Raw genomic sequence first — 16,039 nt, forward strand, 5'->3', positions numbered from 1 at the left:
TGGCTGGGGGGGGGGGGGAGTGGCAGGAGGAGGGCGGGCCGCCTCCCCCCCCCCCACCTGCCGTGGGCTCCCCCCCCCCTCGGGGGGGGGAGGGCGGGCCGCACGTTCCGGGCCGGCCGGGCCGGAGGCGCGTCCGGGGAGAGCGCCTGCCGGGCCGGCCGGGGCCGGCCGGGTGGACGGTGGGCACGGGGGAGCCGACCGGCCACCCGGGGTCTTCGGGTGGTTGTGCGTACTGCGGGTGGTGCGGTCCGGATGGGCGGCGAGCCCGGGGGGAGTCGCTCGCTGCCCATCCGGAGTTCTGGGGGTCATCTCCGGGTGGACTGCCCGTCCTCGGAGGGGCCGGTCCTGCCCGGACGGCTGTCCGGCGGGGTCGGGAGGTTCGGCGGGGGCGGGATCGGGGTGCCCTTGCCGGGCTTGGCCTTGCCGTCGCCGCTGCCGTTGGTGTCCTCGTTGCCGTTGCCGTTCCCGTTGCCCTTGCCGTTGGCGTTGCCCTTGCCGTCGGTGGTGCCGCTTCCCTTGCCGTCGCCCTTGCCGGCGCCGGAGGGGCTCGGCTGCGGGCCGGTGCCCTGGTGGTCGCCGTCCTGGTGATCGCCGTCCTGGTGACCGGGGGCGCCCTCGCAGTAGCCCTGGACCTGGTCCGCTCCGCCGGCCGCCGCGATCAGCGGGCCGAAGACCGGGTCGGTGGCCAGCTTGTCGGGGCGTTCACCCTTGCCCGTACGGTCCGCGAAGCGCTGGCAGAGCGGGAGCAGTGCGGCGGGCGGGGCGGGGTGCCCGGGGTGTTCACCGGCCGTGGGGCCGCCGGGCGAGGCGGGGTCGGCCGGGACGGTGCGGTGCGGGTCCGCGAAGGCGCCGATGGACGGCCGGCTGGTTCCGCCCGGGGAGGCGGAGCCGGAGCCGGATCCGGTGGAGCTGCCGGGCGGGGAACCGGACGGGCCGCCCGGGGCGGCGACCGCGTGCTCGGGTTCGGACGTGCCGCCGCTCAGGGGGGACGGCAGGTTGCCGGTGCCGGCGGCGACCGCGACCCCGCACAGCGCGGTGGCGCCGAGCACGGCGGCAGCGGCCTTCGTGCTGAAGGCCCTGGCCAGCGCGGCGGTTGCCATCGATCGTCTCCGGACGGGTGTGACTACGGGGTCGGGCGTGAGACTCGCCTCCCGGAACGCGGCCAGGGCGGCCTCCTCCCCGGCCAGTTCGGCGGCCGTCGCCGGGGCGGCGGCCGCGGCCAGCACCCGGGCGAGCTGCCCGGGACCGTCCGGTCCGGTGAGCGAGGCGTCCTGCCCGGCCGACGGGGCGCCCACGGCACCGCCGAGCAGGTGCTCGGCGGCATCACGGTCGATCCGACGGGATCGGTTGGTGCTCATCTCATGTCCTTCAGCGTCGCGGCCCGGCGTTCTGTCACACCCTGCGGAGAAGTTTTTTTCGTGGGTTCCACGGCAGGTTGCCCCGCGGACTCCCGCGCCCGGGCCGGCGACCGTTCCGCGCCCGCCGGTTCGGCCCGGCGGGCGGCCGGGATACCGGCCCCGGAGGCGAAGGGCTGCTCCAGCAGCTTGGCCAGTCGGCGCAGCCCCCGGTGGGCGGCCATCCGGACGCTGCCGGCCCGCTTGCCGAGCACCTGTGCGGCGCTCTCGGCGTCCAGTTCCATGACCACTCTCAGCAGCACCGCCTCGGCCTGGTCGCGCGGCAGCCGGGAGATCAGGGCCAGCGCGTCGGCGGTGCCGACGGTGGCGAGGGCCGTACGGGCGGTGTCGTCCCCGGCGGCCAGTTCGGCCAGGTACTCGTACGGCAGGTCGGCGACCGGGCGGCGGCGCCGGGCGCGCAGGTGGTCCATCGCCCGGTTGCGCGCGACGGTGGCGGCCCAGCCGCGGAAGCCGTCGCCGTCGCCGGAGAAGCCGCGCAGGTCGCGGGCGATCTGGAGCCAGGCCTCGGAGGCGATGTCCTCGGCGTCCTGGACGTCCTCGGGCCGGCCGCCGACGAGCACCCTCAGGTAGCGCAGCAGGCCCGGCTGGACGGTCCGGAACAGCAGCCGGAACGCCTCCTCGTCCCCCTCCTGTGCGGCGCGGACCGCCTCGGTCAGGTCGGTGGGAGCGGGGCCCCCGCCCGATGGTGGGCCGACGGAGGGTACGGGTCCGGACCGGCCGAGGGGGCGGCCGGTGCCCGCTCCGGGGTGTTCTGCACTCTGCACCCGCCACATCATGCGCCATCCGGGCGAACGGGTCGGCTCCGGTCGAAGGACCGGGCCCGACGAGGCCGGACGAGGCCGGACGGCCAAGGTCCGGGGCCGAGGTCCGGGGCCAAGGTCCGGGGCCAAGGTCCCGCAGACGGCTGCCGTTCGCCCGCAGCCCCGGGACACCGCCCGCGCCTACCTTGTCGGTAGGCGAATCGATCCCGGGCACCGACCGTGCCCCGGACGCCGGGCCCGCCGCCGCGCCCGGCCCCTCGCCGTGACCCCGTGACCCCGCCGCGCCCGTTCTTCCGACGCCCGCCCGGACCCGTTCGGGCGGGCGCTTCCGGGCTGTCCCCGGCCGGAGCGGGGCCGGGACGACCGCACGACCAGCAGGGAAAGACCGCGATGATGACTGCCCACGAGCTCCACACGACGGGACTGCGCGAACACCTCGCGCCCGCCCTGCGCGCCCTGGGCCTCACCGGTCGGCAGCGGGCCTTCGTCCTGTCGGACGACACCCACCGGTTGCTGGTCGAGCTGGTCGAGCGCCCGGCCGCCGACCGGGTCGCCTTCACCTTCGGGCTCCGGGTGGTCCGCCGGGGCGACGGAGGCGGCGGAGGCGGCGGGACCGACGGGGCGCAGCCTGACGCGGCCCCGGCCCCGGCCCCGGACGGCGCCCACGGCGTCGAGGTCTGGCGGGCCCGGATCGGCGAGGTGCTGCCGGTCGGCGAGGACGTCTGGTGGGAGGTGCTGCCCGGGCCGCGCTGGCAGCTGCCGCTGGACGACGCCGTCGCCGCCGTCCGCGACTACGGCCTGCCGGAGCTGCGGCGCCGGGCCGCGGCGGACCTCTCCCCCGCCGTCGGGCCCTACCTCTCCCCCGCCGAGCTGAAGGACGTCAACGCCGCACTGCTGACCGCCTCGGTGGCCCGGGTGCAGCGGGCCGAGCTGGCCGACGGGGCGCTGGTGCTGACCGGCGCCTGGACCCGGGGCGACGGGGTCGCCCGGACGGTGCTGGCCGGGGCCGCGCAGGGTTTCCTGTCCGCCGGGGACGAACGGTTCCGGACGGTGCGGTGCCTGGACACGCTCGGCCGGGAGCTGTGGACCTTCACGTAGGTCCACAGCTCGGGTCCGCTCGGGTCCGCTCAGGTCCGCGTAGATCCGCGTGGGTCCGCGTGGATCCGTGCAGGTCGGCGGGGGTGTCACGGGCAGCGCCATGACACCTGTCATGCGGATCCGGCAACGGACGGCACTGCTCTGACGGAGGGTCCGGCGGAAAGACTGGAGGCACGACGCGGGCAGCGGCCCGCGGCCACCAGTCGGGGAGGAACCCACCATGAGCAGCCAGACCGTCAGCGCCGCCGGCACCGTTCCCACCACCACCGCCGCCGTCACCGCCGTCGCCGCCGCCACCGCTCCTGCCATGGACGAGGCCGGCGCCTCGGCGCCGAACCCGGTGGTCGCGGGGTTGCGTCCGCTGGTCCTCGACGTGGCCGCCCCGCTGGTGGGGTACTACCTGCTGCACTCGGTCTGCGGCCTCAGCGAGTTCGCCGCGCTGGCCTGGAGCAGCGTCTTCCCGGCCGGCCGGACCGCCCTCGGCCTGCTGCGTGAGCGTCAGGTCAACCTGTGGGCCGCGCTGATGCTGGCGGTCAACCTGGCGGGCCTGGCGCTCACCTTCGTCAGCGGCGACGCCCGGATGATGATCGCCAAGGACGGCGGGCTGAGCGGCACCGTGGCCGTGGCGATCCTGGTCTCCGCGGTGGTCGGCAAGCCGGTGATGACCCCGATGCTGATGCCCTTCGTCACCAAGGGCAAGCAGGACCGGGCTGCCGCCTGGCAGCGGCTGGTCGAGGGCCGGGCGGCGGCCTCGCGGGCCTTCCGTCGCCACGAGCGGGTGTTCGCCGGCATCTGGGGCACCGCGCTGCTGGCCGAGTGCGCGGCCCGGGTGGTCGGCGCCTTCACCCTGCCGGTGTCGACCATGGCCTGGCTGTCCACCGTGTTCCTGATCGGCGCGATCGTGGCCGGTTCGATGCTCGGCCAGATCGCGGTCGAGCCGATCGAGAAGCTGGTCGCCGCCGAGACCGAGGCCCCGACCGCGGCCTGATCCCCCATCGGTAAACCGTCGGCACGCCGTCGGTACGCCATCGCTGCACCGTCGGTACGCCGTACGACCTGCCGGTGCCGACAGTTCGAACGATCAGGAACCAATGGGATCTCCCGGGAGTCATATAACGAGGGGATAACGGGATCCCCCGAGACGACAACCCGGGGAGCCCCACATGCGGACCGACGCACTGACCACCACCGAGGACCGCACCCTCGTCTGGGACGGCTGCCTGAACGTCCGTGACCTGGGCGGACTCCCCACCGCCTCCGGCCGCCCGACCGCCCGCGGCGCGATAGTCCGGGCCGACAACCTGGACCGGCTGACCCGCGAGGGCTGGGACGCCCTCCTCGACCACGGTGTCCGCACCGTGGTCGACCTGCGCAACGCCGAGGAGTACAAGCCGCTCCTCCCGCTCCCCGACGGCATAGACCTGGTCCGCGTCCCGCTGGACGAACTGGCCGGCCTCGCCTGGTGGGCGGACCACGGCCGACTGGACGGCACCCCGTTGGCCTTCCGCCCCTACCTGGAGCACTGCCCGCACGCCGCCGCCGCGCTGATCACCGCGATCGCCGACGCCCGCCCCGGCGGCCTGGTGGTGCACTGCGGCGCCGGGCGCGACCGCACCGGCCTGGCCGCCCTGCTGCTGCTCTCCCTGGCCGGGGTCGACCGGGCCGCGATCGCCGAGGACTACCTGCTGAGCGGCCCCAACGTCCGCCCGCTGTACGGGATGCTCGGCCTGCCGGACCCGTACCGCCGGATCGACGCCGCGCTGGCCGAGGCCGGAACCACCGCCGAGGCCGCCCTGGCCGCCGCGCTGGACGGGCTGGACCCGGCGGGGTACCTGCTCGCGGCGGGAGTCACGCCCGCCCAGGTCGCCGCCGTCCGGGCCCGACTGCTGCCCGCCGCATAGGGGCGAGGGGCCAGGAAGCGGAGCCAGGGAGCAGAGTCGGGGAAGGCGGGGACGTTCGACGGAGGGCGAACGCAAGCTACCCAGAAGTAAGCGTCAACCGATGGTTGACGATCCTCGGATCGACAACCTACGGTTGACGCATGGAGAATCCCGTTGTTCCCAACACCACTCCGCTGCGCCTCGACGACCTGATCGCCGCGATCAAGAAGGTCCACACCGACGCGCTCGACCAGCTCTCCGACGCGGTCATCGCCGCCGACCACCTCGGCGACCTCGCCGACCACCTCATCGGCCACTTCGTCGACCAGGCCCGCCGCTCCGGCGCCTCCTGGACCGACATCGGCCGCAGCATGGGCGTCAGCAAGCAGGCCGCCCAGAAGCGCTTCGTCTCCAAGGGCCCGGGCAGCCCGGCCGACCTCGACCTCGACCCCAGCCAGGGCTTCTCCCGGTTCACGCCCCGGGCCCGCAAGGTCGTGGTGGCCTCGCAGGAGGAGGCCCGCCGGGCCAACAACCCCGAGATCGGCCCCGAGCACATCCTGCTCGGCCTGCTCGCCGAGCCCGAGGGCATCGGGCTCAAGGCGCTCCTCGCCCAGGGCGTCACCCCGGAGGCCGTCCGGACGGCGACCACCGCCGTGCTGCCGACCGCCGTCGAGCAGCAGGTGCCCGCGCTGATCCCGTACTCGGTGCAGGGCAAGAAGGCCGTCGAGCTGACCTTCCGGGAGGCGCTCAAGCTCGGGCACAACTACGTCGGCACCGAGCACATCCTGCTCGCCCTGCTGGAGTTGGAGAACGGGGAGGGCGTGCTCGCCGGGCTGAACGTGGACAAGACCGAGGCGGAGACCTTCGTCTCGGAGGCCGTCGCCGCCCTGATCGCCGCCCGGGATGCCGCGCCCGAGCAGCAGTGAGGCCTGCCCACCTGCCGTGCCCCGAGAGGGAACTCCCGCCCGGGGCACGGCACTTCGGTGATCCGGCCTAGAAGCCGGAGATGTGGGTCGTGACGATCCGGACCCGGCCGTCGGCAGCCGCCTCCAGGGCCGCCCGCAGCCGGGCCGAACGGGCCGGGCCGAGCAGCTCCAGGGCCTCGTCGATCGGGGCCCAGCGGTGGGTGTCCAGCTCGCCGGCCGGGACGGTCACGGGGGTGCCGTCCGGGACGGTGCCGAAGTCGAACAGGAAGTGCTGGGCCGGGTGGTCGAGTTCGCCCGAGGGGTGGGTCCAGGAGATGGCCAGCAGCTCACCGGCCTCCTTGACGATGCCGGTCTCCTCCTCCAACTCCCGCGCGGCGCACTCGACCGGGCCCTCCCCGAGGTCGATCGTCCCGCCGGGGAACTGCCAGTGCTCGCGGTACCCGGCCTTCACGATCAGGATCCGGCCCGACGCGTCGCGCAGCAGGCAGCCCGCCGCCGCGTAGATCCGGGGCAGGGAGGCCAGCCACTCCTCGCGGGATCTCAAGGGCTCAGCCGTCACGGTGTTCCTCCTGGGGCAGGGCGGTTCGGTTGCCCCCACTTTGCCAGTGGCCCCACTCTGCCACTGGCCCGGCTCAGCCACTGGCCCGGCTCTGCCACCGGCCTGGTTCTGCCACCGCCCCGGCTCTGCCGTCCGGTGGTGCTGACACCCCCGGTGGACCGGAGCGATGAGTCCGGCGCCCGCGGGCGGTCCAACCTGCATGGAGAGCATCGCGAACGAAGCCGTACTGACCTGCGACCTGGGCGCCCTGACCGCCCCCGACCTGGCCGTCGTCGACGCCCTGGCCCGGCTGCGGCTGGCGGCCGCTCGGCACCGGGTGGGCATGGTGCTGCTGAACACCGCCGGCCCGCTGCGCGAACTGCTGGCGTTCAGCGGGCTCGCGGCGCTGCTGCCGGGCGCGGTCGACCCGCTGGGCTCGCTCGACCCGCTGGGCAGGATCGATCCGCTGGGCTCGGTCGACCCACTGGGCGGCGAGGCACCGGCGGGCCTACTCGGCGGGGAGCCGGGCCGGGAGGCCGAACAGCGGGAAGAGCACGTCGGTGTCCAGGAAGTTGGTGAGCCCGGTGATCCGGCCCTCTGACACCTCCGGCACGATCAGCGCCCACGGCTCGTACCCGCCCGCCGGGCTCGGCCGGTACTGGGCGAGGGCCGGGCCGCCGTTGGCCGTCACCGGGAGCAGCCGGGAACCCCGGCAGCCCTGCCCCGGGCCCAGCATCCAGGCCCGGATCTCCGCCATCCCGCGCAGCCACATCGAGTACGGCGGCATGTTGAGCGTGACGTCCTCGTGCAGCAGCGCGGCCAGGCCGTCCATGTCGTACGCCTCGAAGGCGCGGACGTAGCGCTCCAGCAGGGCGCGGTGCGCCTCGTCCAGTGCGACGGCCGGGCGGGCGGCGGAGGCGTCCACGGCGAGCACCGCGCGGGCCCGCTGCAACGCGCTGTTGACCGAGGCGACCGTGACGCCGAGCAGTTCGGCGACCTCGGCGGCCCTCCAGCCCAGCACCTCGCGCAGGATCAGCACCGCCCGCTGCCGGGGCGCGAGGCGCTGCAGCGCCGCGACGAAGGCCAGCTTCACCGACTCGCGTTGGGCGGCCACCTCCGCTGGGTCCCCCGTCTCGGGGAGCACCCGGCCGTCCGGCGCGGGGCCGATCCACGTCACCTCGGGCAACTGGGTGTCGCTCGCGGTGGCCACCGTCACCGGACCGGCGAGGTCCATCGGACGGGCCCGGGCCTTGCGGCCGTTCAGCGCGTCCAGACAGACGTTGGTGGCGATCCGGTACAGCCAGGAGCGCAGCGCTGCCCGGCCCTCGAAGCCCCGGTGCCCGCGCCAGGCGCGGACCATCGTCTCCTGCACCGCGTCCTCGGCCTCGAAGACCGAGCCGAGCATGCGGTAGCAGTAGCCGGTGAGTTCGGTGCGGTGGCGTTCCAGTTGGAACTCGACCGGCTCCTCCGTGGTCACGTCGGTCATGGTGCGCCCCCGTCGTCCTGTGCGTTCCGTTCGCCCCGCCGCGTACTGGTGAACGGGTCGAACGTAGCGCACCCCGCTGACAGTCGGCCGGTCAGCGGGGTGCGTCGCAGAGCAGGGCGCTCGGGTCGGATCGCCCGGCGGGAGTCGCCCAGCAGGGATCGCTCAGTGGGGATCGCCCAGCAGGAGTCGCTCAGTGCGCCGAGTGCTTCTCGGCGCCGCGGTGGCGGTGTCCCTTGAGTTCCGCGTGCATCGCCGGGGCGGCGTGCGGCATCGCGGAGGCCGCGTCCCGCCCGCCGTGGCGGAAGAGGTCGCCGGTCGGGTTCCCGGCGGCGGCGGACAGCGCGCCGAAGGCGGGCTTCGGCCCGAGCCGGCCGGGCATGGTCGCCATGCCCCGGCGTTCCAGCAGTTCCTGGGTGCCCTTGCGGAGCTGGGCGGTGCTGCCCGCGGTTCGCTTGGTCATCGTCGGCCTCCCTTCGGCGGCCGCGGCCGGACGGGTGCCGGACCGAGGGGCCGCGCGGGTGTTATGTCCGGATTTTATCCGGTCGGCGGGCCGGTGCCACCGGAGCGGTCGGGGCCGGCTCAGCCCATGACCTCGTGGACGTAGCACCAGCGCCAGTCCTCCCCCGGTTCGTAGGAACGGATCACCGGGTGGGAGGAGTTGTGGAAGTGCGCGGTGGCGTGCCGCTGCGGCGAGTTGTCGCAGCAGCCGATGTGACCGCAGTCCAGGCAGACCCGCAGGTGCACCCAGTCCCGGCTGCCCTGGGCCAAGCAGTCCGCGCAGCCGTCGGTGGGCGGCGCGGGCTCGATGTCCCTGGGCGCCATGGCGAGGTCTTCGCAGGCGGTCATGTTGGAAGGCTATGACGGCTCCGGCCGGGCCGCCCGCTCAGCACTCCCGCTCAGGCCCCGTCCGCGGACTCCGCGCGCTCCGCGGCCTCCGGAGCCTGGCCGGTGGCCGTCCAACTGGCCAGCAGGGCCAGCTTCTGGGCGGTCGGCGAGCCCGGCGGGGCGGTGAAGGTGACCAGCGTCTGGTCCGGCGAGCCGTTGACGGTCAGGGTCTCGTAGCCGAAGTCCAGGTCGCCGACCAGCGGGTGCCGCAGCAGCTTCACCCCGCCGGTCTTCCCCAACACCTGGTGGTCCGCCCAGAGCCGGCGGAACTCCTCGCTGCGCATCGAGAGTTCGCCCACCAGCGCGGCCAGCGCCGGATCGTCCGGGTGCAGTCCGGCGTCCCGGCGCAGCTGGGCGACGGTCTCCAGGGCGACGGCCTCCCACTGGCGGTAGAAGGTCCGGGCGGCGGGGTCGAGGAAGCCGTCCCGGGCCTGGTTGGGCGGCGTGCCCGGGGTCCGGGTCGCCCGCTCGGAGAAGCCGTTCACGGCGTCACCCAGCGTGTTCCAGGCCAGCACCTCCATCCGGCGGCCCAGCACGAAGGCCGGCACCCCGGGCATCAGGTCCAGCAGCAGCCGTACCCCCGGACGGACCCGCCGGTCCACCCGCACCGGAACGGCCCCGGACTTCGGCGGACGGTTCAGCGACCGCAGGTACGCCGCCTCCACCTCGTCCAGCCGCAGCACCCGGGCCAGTGCGTCCAGCACCGCGTCCGAGGCACTGCCGCCGCGGCCCTGCTCCAGCCGGACGTAGTAGTCCACGCTGACCCCGGCGAGCTGCGCCACCTCCTCCCTGCGCAGGCCTTGCACCCGGCGGCGGCCGTGCGCGGGCAGGCCCACCTCCTCCGGCTGGATCCGGGCCCGGCGCGAGCGGAGGAAGTCCCCCAGGGTGTTCTCCATGCCAGGCAGGGTAGCCCCGCGGCGGCGGCCCGAGGGTGGTACTGCCTTTCCCGGGTTGGGAGTTCCCGGGAAGTCCCCACCCGGGAAGCGCGGACCCGGGAAGCCCCTACCCGGGAAGCGCCAACCCGGGAAGAACGTGGCCCTGGGTAGGCGTGCGGCGGCGCCGCAGAGTGGTCGACGTCAGCCAGTCCCGGCCCCTCCAGGAGTCCCCGATGAGCTACCCCGCCCTCGCCACCCGCACCGCCGTCGTCACCGGAGCCGCCAGCGGCATCGGCGCCGCCACCGCCCGGCTGCTCGCCGCCAACGGCGCCCGGGTCGCCCTGGTCGCCCGCCGCACCGGGCGGATCGACGCGCTCGCCGCCGAGATCGCCGCGACCGGCGGGCAGGCCCTCGCCGTCACCGCCGACATCACCGACCAGGCCTCGGTCGACGCCGCCGCGAAGGCCGTCCACGACGCCTACGGCCCGGTCGACCTGGTGATCAACAACGCTGGGGTGATGCTGGCCAACCCGCTCGCCGACGGACGAATCGACGAATGGACCCGGATGATCGACACCAACCTCACCGGCGCCCTGCGGATCGTCCGCGCCTTCACCGCCGACCTCACCGCCGCCGCCGACGACGGCCGCACCGCCGACCTGGTCAACGTCTCCTCCATCGCCTCGCACGTCTCCTTCCCCGACTACGCGGTGTACTGCGCCACCAAGGCCGCGCTCACCCAGCTCTCCACCGCCCTGCGCACCGAGTTCGGCCCGCGCGACGTCCGGGTCAGCGCCGTCGAACCCGGCCTCACCGACACCGAACTCCGCGGGCACATCGACAACCCGGCGCTGCGCGAACAGCTCGGCGGCATGTTCGCCGCGATCCCGACGCTCGGCGCGGACGACATCGCGGACCTCATCGCCTACACCGCCAGTCGGCCCCGGCACGTCAACCTGCGCCACCAGGTGGTGCTGCCGACCCGGCAGGCGTGACGGGGGCGCCGCCGCCCGCCCCCGGTCCACGGGTGGCATGGGAGCATGCCACCCGTGGCGATCGTGACGGGGAGAACGAACGGCGACACCGGCGGGGGCGGCACCACCACCCCGGCCGGGCAACCGGACGGCGACGGGGAGATACCCGGGCAGCGGCATGCCGACGGGGCCGCACCCGGCCGGCCGGGAGGCCCGCGACAACGGGCCCGCCCGCTGTCCGAGGCCGGGCGGGTCCGACAGCCCGTCGCCCTGATCCGGCTGCTCACCGGCCTGATCACGATCGCGCTCACCCTGCTGCTCGCCGACTACGCCCGCGCCACCACCGGCGGCATCGCCGCCGACGTCGCCGAGGCCGCCGCGCTGGTGCCCAGGCCACTGGCGAACCTGGCCGGCGGACTCACCACCGCCGCCGTCCTGCTGCTGCCCGTCGGCCTCGCCGTCCGCCGCCTGCTCGGCCCCGACCGGCGGCGCGCCCTCCAACAGGTCTCCGACGGGCTGCTCGCCGCCGTCATCGCGTACGGCGCCACCCTCGCCCTCGGCCTGTGGGCCGACGACCTCGCCCCGGCCTCGCTGCTCACCGCCCTCACCCAGCGGCTGCCCGCCGACGCGCTCGCGCACACCGAACCCGTCTACGGCTACCTGGCGCCCGTCCTCGCCTTCATGACCGCCTCCGCCAGCCGCGAGCGCCGCCTGCCCTGGGCCGTCCTCACGCTCTCCGGCCTCGCCGGACTGGCCGGCGGCTACGCCACCCCCACCGCCCTGCTGCTCGGGCTGCTCATCGGCTGGACCGGCGCCCACGGCACCCTGTACGCCGTCGGCACCCCGGACCCGCGGCCCCGGCCCGGCGAAGTGCTGCGCGCCCTGCGCGACAGCGGACTGCGGCCGGTCGAGGCCCTGCCCGCCGGACCGGACCACTACCGGGTCCGGCAGGCCGACGACCGGCCCGAACTCGACGTCCAACTGCTCGACCGGCAGGCCGTCACCGCCGCCGCCGTCCAGCGCGCCTGGCGCCGCCTGCGCCTGCGCACCGCCCCGCACCCGCGCGCCCTGCGCTCACCGCGCACCGGGCTGGAGCACGAGGCCCTGGTCACCTACGCCGCCCTCGCCGCCGGCGTCCGCACCCGCCGGATCGCCGCCACGGCGGGCCTCGGCCACGACACCGCCCTGATCGCGTACGAGCACCTGGCCGGACGCACCCTCGACCAGCTCGACGACGAGGAGATCACCGACGGGCTCCTCACCGACGCCTGGGGCCAGCTCGCCCTGCTCCAGCGCCGCGAGATCGCCCACCGCGCGCTCGTCCCGTCCTCGCTGCTGGTCGACGGCGGCGGCGCGGTCCACCTGGTCGACTTCGCCGACGGCGACATCGCGGCCAGCGAGCTCGTCCTGCACTGCGACGTCGTCCAGCTGCTCACCACCCTCGCCCTCCGGGCCGGCGCCGCCCGCGCCGTCCGCACCGCCACCACCGTCCTGGGCCGCGACGCCCTGGGCGCCGCACTGCCCCTCCTGCAACCGATCGCCCTGGCCCGCTCGACCCGCCAGGCGCTCAAGCGCCGCCCGGACGGCAGCACGCCGGGGGCGGGGGCGGGGGCGGGGGCTGTGGCCGGAGCCGGTGTCCAGGCCGGGACGGCCGGCGGGTTGCTGGAGGAGATCCGGGCGGAGGTGTCGCGCGGGCGGCCGGAGGTGGTGGGGCGGCCGGTGCGGCTGGAGCGGTTGCGGCCGCGGACCCTGTTCGCCGTGGCGGGCGGGGTGGTGGCCGGGGTGCTGCTGATCCCGCAGTTCTTCGCGGTGGAGGACAACCCGGTCGCGGCGCTGACCGATGCCGATCCGTGGTGGCTGGCGCTGGCGGTGCTGGCGGCGGGGCTGAGCCACGTGGCGGCGGCGATGGGGTTCGTCGGGTTCGTGCCGGAGCGGCTGAACTTCCGCAACGTGGTGCTGGCGCAGGTGGCCGGGGCGTTCGTGAAGCTGGTGTCGCCCGGGGGCGTCGGCGGGATCGCGCTGAACACCCGGCTGTTGCAGCGGGCGGACATCCCCACCGCGCAGGCGCTGTCCAGCGTCGGGGTGGGTCAGTTGATCGGGCTGGTGCTGCACCTGCTGCAACTGGGGGCCTTCGTCTACCTGGTGGACGCGCAGCCGGGCGGTTCGGAGCTGGCGGCGCTGCCGGCCGTGGTCTGCGGGCTGGTGGTGGCGACCGTGCTGCTGGTGGTGGTCTGGTCGATCCCGCCCGCCCGGCGGTGGCTGGCGGCGCGCCTGCGGCCGTTGACGGCCGAGGTGCTGCCGCGGCTGCTGGACCTGCTGCGCAACCCGGGCCGGCTGGCGGTGGGGGTGGCCGGCCAGCTGCTGGTGTCGCTCTGCCTGATCACCTGCCTGTACTGCTGCGCCCTCGCGATCGGCCGGGCACCGTCCTTCGCCGCGGTGGCGGTGGTGTTCCTGGTGGGCAACGCGGCGGGCAACGCCGCGCCGACCCCTGGTGGGGTCGGCGCGGTGGACGGGGCGCTGCTCCTGGGGCTCCAGCAGACCGCGTCGATGGAGGAGGGCGGGGCGCTGGCGGCGGTGGCGCTGTTCCGGCTGCTGACGCTGATCCTGCCGGTGCTGCCGGGCTGGGCGGCGATGACCTGGTTGCAGCGGCGCAAGGCGCTGTAGGCGCTCGTCGGGGCTGGTAGGGGCTGGTAGGGGCTCGTCGGGGCTGGTAGGGGCTCGAACGCGCTCGTACGCGCTGGCAGGGGCTCGTACGCGCCGGTAGAGGCTGGTAGGCGCTGCCGCTACTCCCGGTACTCGTCCTCGTCGAGCTGGACGACCCGGCTCTGCTCGGCGGCGTCCGCGAGGTCGGTGGCCGGGTCCGCGCCGACGGCCCGGCGCTCGGCGACCTCGTCGTACTCGTCGCCGTCGGTCGCTTCGTCGTCGGGCTCGACGGTCTCGGCAGCCTCGTCGATCAGGTAGTCCTCGTGATTCTGCGGCATGGCGTCCGTCCTCACTGTCGGGAGGCTCCCAGGGCCCGGATGGCGGTACTCGCAGTATCCGCCGCCGGGCGCGCGGACGCGACGCGCCGAGGGCGCTCCGGCGTGTTGTCCGAACCCCGATTGACCCATGGAACCAGTGCATGAATGACCCATGTATGGGGTTCATTCCACTCCTAGGCTCGTCGTCATGACCACGAACGAGACCACCGCCGCCCCCACCCGCCTCGACTACGCCCGCACCGCCCCCAAGGTGTTCCGCGCGATGATCGCCCTGGACGCCGCCGCCCGCGAGGGCCTGGACCCGGCGCTGGTGGAGCTGGTGCAGATGCGCACCTCGCAGCTGAACAACTGCGCCTACTGCCTGGACATGCACGTCAAGGACGCCCGCAAGGCCGGTGAGACCGACGAGCGGATCTACCTGCTGCCGGTCTGGCAGGAGGCCCCGGCCGGGGTGTACAGCGAGCGCGAGCGGGCCGCGCTGGCGCTGGCCGAGGAGATCACCCGGATCGGCACCGGGGTCCCGGACGCGGTGTACGCCCGGGCGGCCGCGCACTTCGCGGAGGCGGAGCTGGCGCAGCTGATCTCGGTCTGCTTCACGATCAACGCCTGGAACCGGATCAACATCGCCACCCGCAAGACCCCCGGCACGCTCTGACCGCGCTCCGACGAGGCCGTCCCGACCGTCCGTCCCGACCAGTCCGTCCCGAGCCGGTTCGGGGCCCCGGCGGGCCCGTCCCGCCGGGCAGCGCGGAACGCCCCGCAGGCCACCGGGGGTACGATCGGTGCCGTACCCAGGGCCGTCCCGCACCCACCCGGTGGGCCCCGAGGCCCATCCGCACGACGGCCTGACAACGACGGCCCTTACGAACGACGGGGAACCCATGTCCGGCTCGCACTACTTCTCCAGTGCGCCCGAGGTCGCCAGCGAGCGCCGGCCGATCACGGTCTCGCTCCCGGACCTGACCCTCGAACTCACCACCGACGCAGGGGTGTTCTCGCACGGCCGGCTCGACCAGGGCACCCGGGTCCTGCTGGAGCACGCCCCGCAGCCGCGGGTCCGCGGCCCGATCCTGGACGTCGGCTGCGGCTACGGCCCGATCGCGCTGACCTGGGCGAGCCGCCGCAAGCGGCTCCCGGTGTGGGCGGTGGACGTGAACGAGCGCGCGCTGGAGCTGGTCCGGCTGAACGCGGAGGCGCTGCGCCTGGGCAACGTCCAGGCCGCGCTGCCGGACGAGGTCCCCGAGGACCTCCGGTTCGCCACCATCTACTCCAACCCGCCGATCCGGATCGGCAAGGCCGAACTGCGCGGGCTGTTGACCCACTGGCTCGGCCGGCTGACCCCGGACGGCTCGGCGTTCCTCGTGGTGCAGAAGCACCTGGGCTCGGACTCGCTGCAGAAGTGGCTCAACGAGCAGGGCTACCCGACCTCCCGGGTCACGTCGGTCAACGGGTTCCGGATTCTGGAAGCGCGGCCCCGCCCGGAAGCGGGCGAGGGCACCGAGAGTGGACGGGGAACGACGTCGTGAAGCAGCTGCGCGGGACCGAATTGAAGCGACTGCACCGCACCTGGCGGCGCAGCAACGAGTTCCGGCTCGCGATGATCCTGGAGAACCTGCAGTCGCCGTTCAACGTCGGTTCGGTGGTGCGCACCGGGGCGGCGATGGGCGCCGAGAAGCTGTACCTGACCGGGGACACCCCGTCGGTGCGCTCCTCCGGCGCGCAGAAGGCCGCGATGGGCACCGACAAGTACCTGAAGGTGGAGCACTTCCCGACCGTCGCCGAGGCGGTCGCGGCCGCGAAGGCCGACGGCTTCAAGGTGGTCGGGCTGGAGCTGGCGGACGACGCGGTGCCGATGTTCGCCGCCGAGCTCACCCCGGCGGTGGCCTTCGTGCTGGGGCACGAGGACCGCGGGATCACGCCCGAGGCGCTGGCGCTCTGCGACCAGGTGGTGTTCGTGCCGCAGCTGGGCCGGGTCGGCTCGCTGAACGTCTCGGCGGCCGCGACGGTGGCCTGCTACGAGGCGCGCCGGCAGGGGTACGCGATCAGCGGCACCCCGGACGGGAGTGACGCCGGGGGCGACTTCGGGGGCGACCTCGGGGACGAGCTCGGGGGCGACTTCGGCGATGAGGACTGACAGTGAGGATGTGTGGTGGCTTCTCCGCCGGGTCTGACTCACGGACTGACCGACGCCGACCGGCTGTCTTTTAGGCGATTCGTCGG

The 16,039-nt window shown here is 74.8% G+C and carries 18 protein-coding genes; 10 read left to right on the forward strand and 8 right to left on the reverse strand.

Annotated elements, in window-relative coordinates; genetic code table 11:
* Positions 1–305 precede the first annotated feature (305 nt).
* Both ACZ4W5_RS36540 and ACZ4W5_RS36545 read right to left on the reverse strand, forming a co-directional pair.
* The gene (locus ACZ4W5_RS36540) at positions 306–1,358 is read right to left on the reverse strand and encodes a hypothetical protein (RefSeq protein ID WP_360226471.1); all 1,053 of its coding nucleotides are present in this window, start codon (positions 1,356–1,358) and stop codon (positions 306–308) included.
* Positions 1,355–2,188 (reverse strand): RNA polymerase sigma factor, encoded by an 834-nt coding sequence (locus ACZ4W5_RS36545; protein WP_465659468.1) that lies wholly within the window; start codon positions 2,186–2,188, stop codon positions 1,355–1,357. Before ACZ4W5_RS36545 ends, ACZ4W5_RS36540 begins: the two co-directional genes overlap by 4 nt.
* Positions 2,189–2,566: 378 nt before the next feature.
* Between ACZ4W5_RS36545 and ACZ4W5_RS36550 the strand changes: the two genes are divergently transcribed.
* From ACZ4W5_RS36550 to ACZ4W5_RS36565, 4 genes are all read left to right on the forward strand, one after another.
* Positions 2,567–3,274: a hypothetical protein gene (locus ACZ4W5_RS36550; RefSeq protein WP_465659445.1), complete on the forward strand. Its 708-nt coding sequence runs from the start codon at positions 2,567–2,569 to the stop codon at positions 3,272–3,274.
* 220 nt (positions 3,275–3,494) lie between these two features.
* Complete coding sequence (locus ACZ4W5_RS36555; RefSeq protein WP_465659446.1) at positions 3,495–4,262, forward strand: VC0807 family protein; 768 nt, start codon at positions 3,495–3,497, stop codon at positions 4,260–4,262.
* Between the two features lie 175 nt (positions 4,263–4,437).
* A complete protein-coding gene (locus tag ACZ4W5_RS36560; protein ID WP_465659448.1) occupies positions 4,438–5,175 on the forward strand; it encodes a tyrosine-protein phosphatase in 738 nt (245 codons plus the stop codon).
* Between the two features lie 140 nt (positions 5,176–5,315).
* Positions 5,316–6,080 carry a Clp protease N-terminal domain-containing protein gene (locus ACZ4W5_RS36565; protein ID WP_465659450.1) on the forward strand — a complete coding sequence of 255 codons (765 nt, stop codon included), beginning with the start codon at positions 5,316–5,318 and terminating at the stop codon, positions 6,078–6,080.
* Between the two features lie 67 nt (positions 6,081–6,147).
* Here the strand turns inward: ACZ4W5_RS36565 and ACZ4W5_RS36570 are convergent, their stop codons facing one another.
* Positions 6,148–6,639, reverse strand: a complete 492-nt coding sequence (locus ACZ4W5_RS36570) for an NUDIX domain-containing protein (protein ID WP_402488147.1) — start codon at positions 6,637–6,639, stop codon at positions 6,148–6,150.
* A 199-nt stretch (positions 6,640–6,838) separates the two neighbouring features.
* Between ACZ4W5_RS36570 and ACZ4W5_RS36575 the strand changes: the two genes are divergently transcribed.
* Positions 6,839–7,219: a hypothetical protein gene (locus tag ACZ4W5_RS36575; RefSeq protein WP_465659451.1), complete on the forward strand. Its 381-nt coding sequence runs from the start codon at positions 6,839–6,841 to the stop codon at positions 7,217–7,219.
* On the opposite strand, the gene ACZ4W5_RS36580 is transcribed toward ACZ4W5_RS36575, so the two are convergent.
* From ACZ4W5_RS36580 to ACZ4W5_RS36595, 4 genes are all read right to left on the reverse strand, one after another.
* Positions 7,127–8,104, reverse strand: a complete 978-nt coding sequence (locus ACZ4W5_RS36580) for a sigma-70 family RNA polymerase sigma factor (protein ID WP_465659453.1) — start codon at positions 8,102–8,104, stop codon at positions 7,127–7,129. The genes ACZ4W5_RS36575 and ACZ4W5_RS36580 overlap by 93 nt on opposite strands.
* 190 nt (positions 8,105–8,294) lie before the next feature.
* On the reverse strand, positions 8,295–8,564 hold the full coding sequence (locus ACZ4W5_RS36585) for a hypothetical protein (RefSeq protein ID WP_360226495.1): 270 nt from the start codon (positions 8,562–8,564) through the stop codon (positions 8,295–8,297).
* 119 nt (positions 8,565–8,683) lie between these two features.
* Positions 8,684–8,950 carry a UBP-type zinc finger domain-containing protein gene (locus ACZ4W5_RS36590; RefSeq protein ID WP_360226498.1) on the reverse strand — a complete coding sequence of 89 codons (267 nt, stop codon included), beginning with the start codon at positions 8,948–8,950 and terminating at the stop codon, positions 8,684–8,686.
* Positions 8,951–9,000: 50 nt separating this feature from the next.
* The gene (locus ACZ4W5_RS36595) at positions 9,001–9,885 is read right to left on the reverse strand and encodes a helix-turn-helix transcriptional regulator (RefSeq protein WP_465659456.1); all 885 of its coding nucleotides are present in this window, start codon (positions 9,883–9,885) and stop codon (positions 9,001–9,003) included.
* 212 nt (positions 9,886–10,097) lie between these two features.
* On the opposite strand from ACZ4W5_RS36595, the gene ACZ4W5_RS36600 reads away from it, so the two are divergent.
* A complete protein-coding gene (locus ACZ4W5_RS36600) occupies positions 10,098–10,859 on the forward strand; it encodes an SDR family oxidoreductase (RefSeq protein WP_465659458.1) in 762 nt (253 codons plus the stop codon).
* A 54-nt stretch (positions 10,860–10,913) separates the two neighbouring features.
* Positions 10,914–13,502 (forward strand): lysylphosphatidylglycerol synthase transmembrane domain-containing protein, encoded by a 2,589-nt coding sequence (locus tag ACZ4W5_RS36605; RefSeq protein WP_465659460.1) that lies wholly within the window; start codon positions 10,914–10,916, stop codon positions 13,500–13,502.
* Positions 13,503–13,621: 119 nt separating this feature from the next.
* On the opposite strand, the gene ACZ4W5_RS36610 is transcribed toward ACZ4W5_RS36605, so the two are convergent.
* Positions 13,622–13,819, reverse strand: coding sequence for a hypothetical protein (locus tag ACZ4W5_RS36610; protein WP_465659462.1), 198 nt, complete (start codon positions 13,817–13,819; stop codon positions 13,622–13,624).
* Between the two features lie 187 nt (positions 13,820–14,006).
* On the opposite strand from ACZ4W5_RS36610, the gene ACZ4W5_RS36615 reads away from it, so the two are divergent.
* The 3 genes from ACZ4W5_RS36615 to ACZ4W5_RS36625 all read left to right on the forward strand — a co-directional run bounded on the left by ACZ4W5_RS36615 (position 14,007) and on the right by ACZ4W5_RS36625 (position 15,953).
* Complete coding sequence (locus ACZ4W5_RS36615; RefSeq protein ID WP_465659464.1) at positions 14,007–14,474, forward strand: carboxymuconolactone decarboxylase family protein; 468 nt, start codon at positions 14,007–14,009, stop codon at positions 14,472–14,474.
* Positions 14,475–14,700: 226 nt separating this feature from the next.
* Complete coding sequence (locus tag ACZ4W5_RS36620; protein WP_360226516.1) at positions 14,701–15,345, forward strand: class I SAM-dependent methyltransferase; 645 nt, start codon at positions 14,701–14,703, stop codon at positions 15,343–15,345.
* Positions 15,342–15,953, forward strand: a complete 612-nt coding sequence (locus tag ACZ4W5_RS36625) for a TrmH family RNA methyltransferase (protein ID WP_465659466.1) — start codon at positions 15,342–15,344, stop codon at positions 15,951–15,953. The genes ACZ4W5_RS36620 and ACZ4W5_RS36625 overlap by 4 nt, the downstream gene beginning before the upstream one ends.
* The last annotated feature ends 86 nt before the right edge of the window (positions 15,954–16,039 follow it).

It is taken from the genome of Kitasatospora sp. NPDC029367, assembly GCF_055569135.1.

Bases quoted from the DNA above. Each gene is read 5' to 3' on its own strand.
- ACZ4W5_RS36540 (WP_360226471.1), bottom strand. From the start codon at position 1,358: ATGAGCACCAACCGATCCCGTCGGATCGACCGTGATGCCGCCGAGCAC.
- ACZ4W5_RS36545 (WP_465659468.1), bottom strand. From the start codon at position 2,188: ATGTGGCGGGTGCAGAGTGCAGAACACCCCGGAGCGGGCACCGGCCGC.
- ACZ4W5_RS36550 (WP_465659445.1), top strand. From the start codon at position 2,567: ATGATGACTGCCCACGAGCTCCACACGACGGGACTGCGCGAACACCTC.
- ACZ4W5_RS36555 (WP_465659446.1), top strand. From the start codon at position 3,495: ATGAGCAGCCAGACCGTCAGCGCCGCCGGCACCGTTCCCACCACCACC.
- ACZ4W5_RS36560 (WP_465659448.1), top strand. From the start codon at position 4,438: ATGCGGACCGACGCACTGACCACCACCGAGGACCGCACCCTCGTCTGG.
- ACZ4W5_RS36565 (WP_465659450.1), top strand. From the start codon at position 5,316: ATGGAGAATCCCGTTGTTCCCAACACCACTCCGCTGCGCCTCGACGAC.
- ACZ4W5_RS36575 (WP_465659451.1), top strand. From the start codon at position 6,839: ATGGAGAGCATCGCGAACGAAGCCGTACTGACCTGCGACCTGGGCGCC.
- ACZ4W5_RS36580 (WP_465659453.1), bottom strand. From the start codon at position 8,104: ATGACCGACGTGACCACGGAGGAGCCGGTCGAGTTCCAACTGGAACGC.
- ACZ4W5_RS36585 (WP_360226495.1), bottom strand. From the start codon at position 8,564: ATGACCAAGCGAACCGCGGGCAGCACCGCCCAGCTCCGCAAGGGCACC.
- ACZ4W5_RS36590 (WP_360226498.1), bottom strand. From the start codon at position 8,950: ATGACCGCCTGCGAAGACCTCGCCATGGCGCCCAGGGACATCGAGCCC.
- ACZ4W5_RS36595 (WP_465659456.1), bottom strand. From the start codon at position 9,885: ATGGAGAACACCCTGGGGGACTTCCTCCGCTCGCGCCGGGCCCGGATC.
- ACZ4W5_RS36600 (WP_465659458.1), top strand. From the start codon at position 10,098: ATGAGCTACCCCGCCCTCGCCACCCGCACCGCCGTCGTCACCGGAGCC.
- ACZ4W5_RS36610 (WP_465659462.1), bottom strand. From the start codon at position 13,819: ATGCCGCAGAATCACGAGGACTACCTGATCGACGAGGCTGCCGAGACC.
- ACZ4W5_RS36615 (WP_465659464.1), top strand. From the start codon at position 14,007: ATGACCACGAACGAGACCACCGCCGCCCCCACCCGCCTCGACTACGCC.
- ACZ4W5_RS36620 (WP_360226516.1), top strand. From the start codon at position 14,701: ATGTCCGGCTCGCACTACTTCTCCAGTGCGCCCGAGGTCGCCAGCGAG.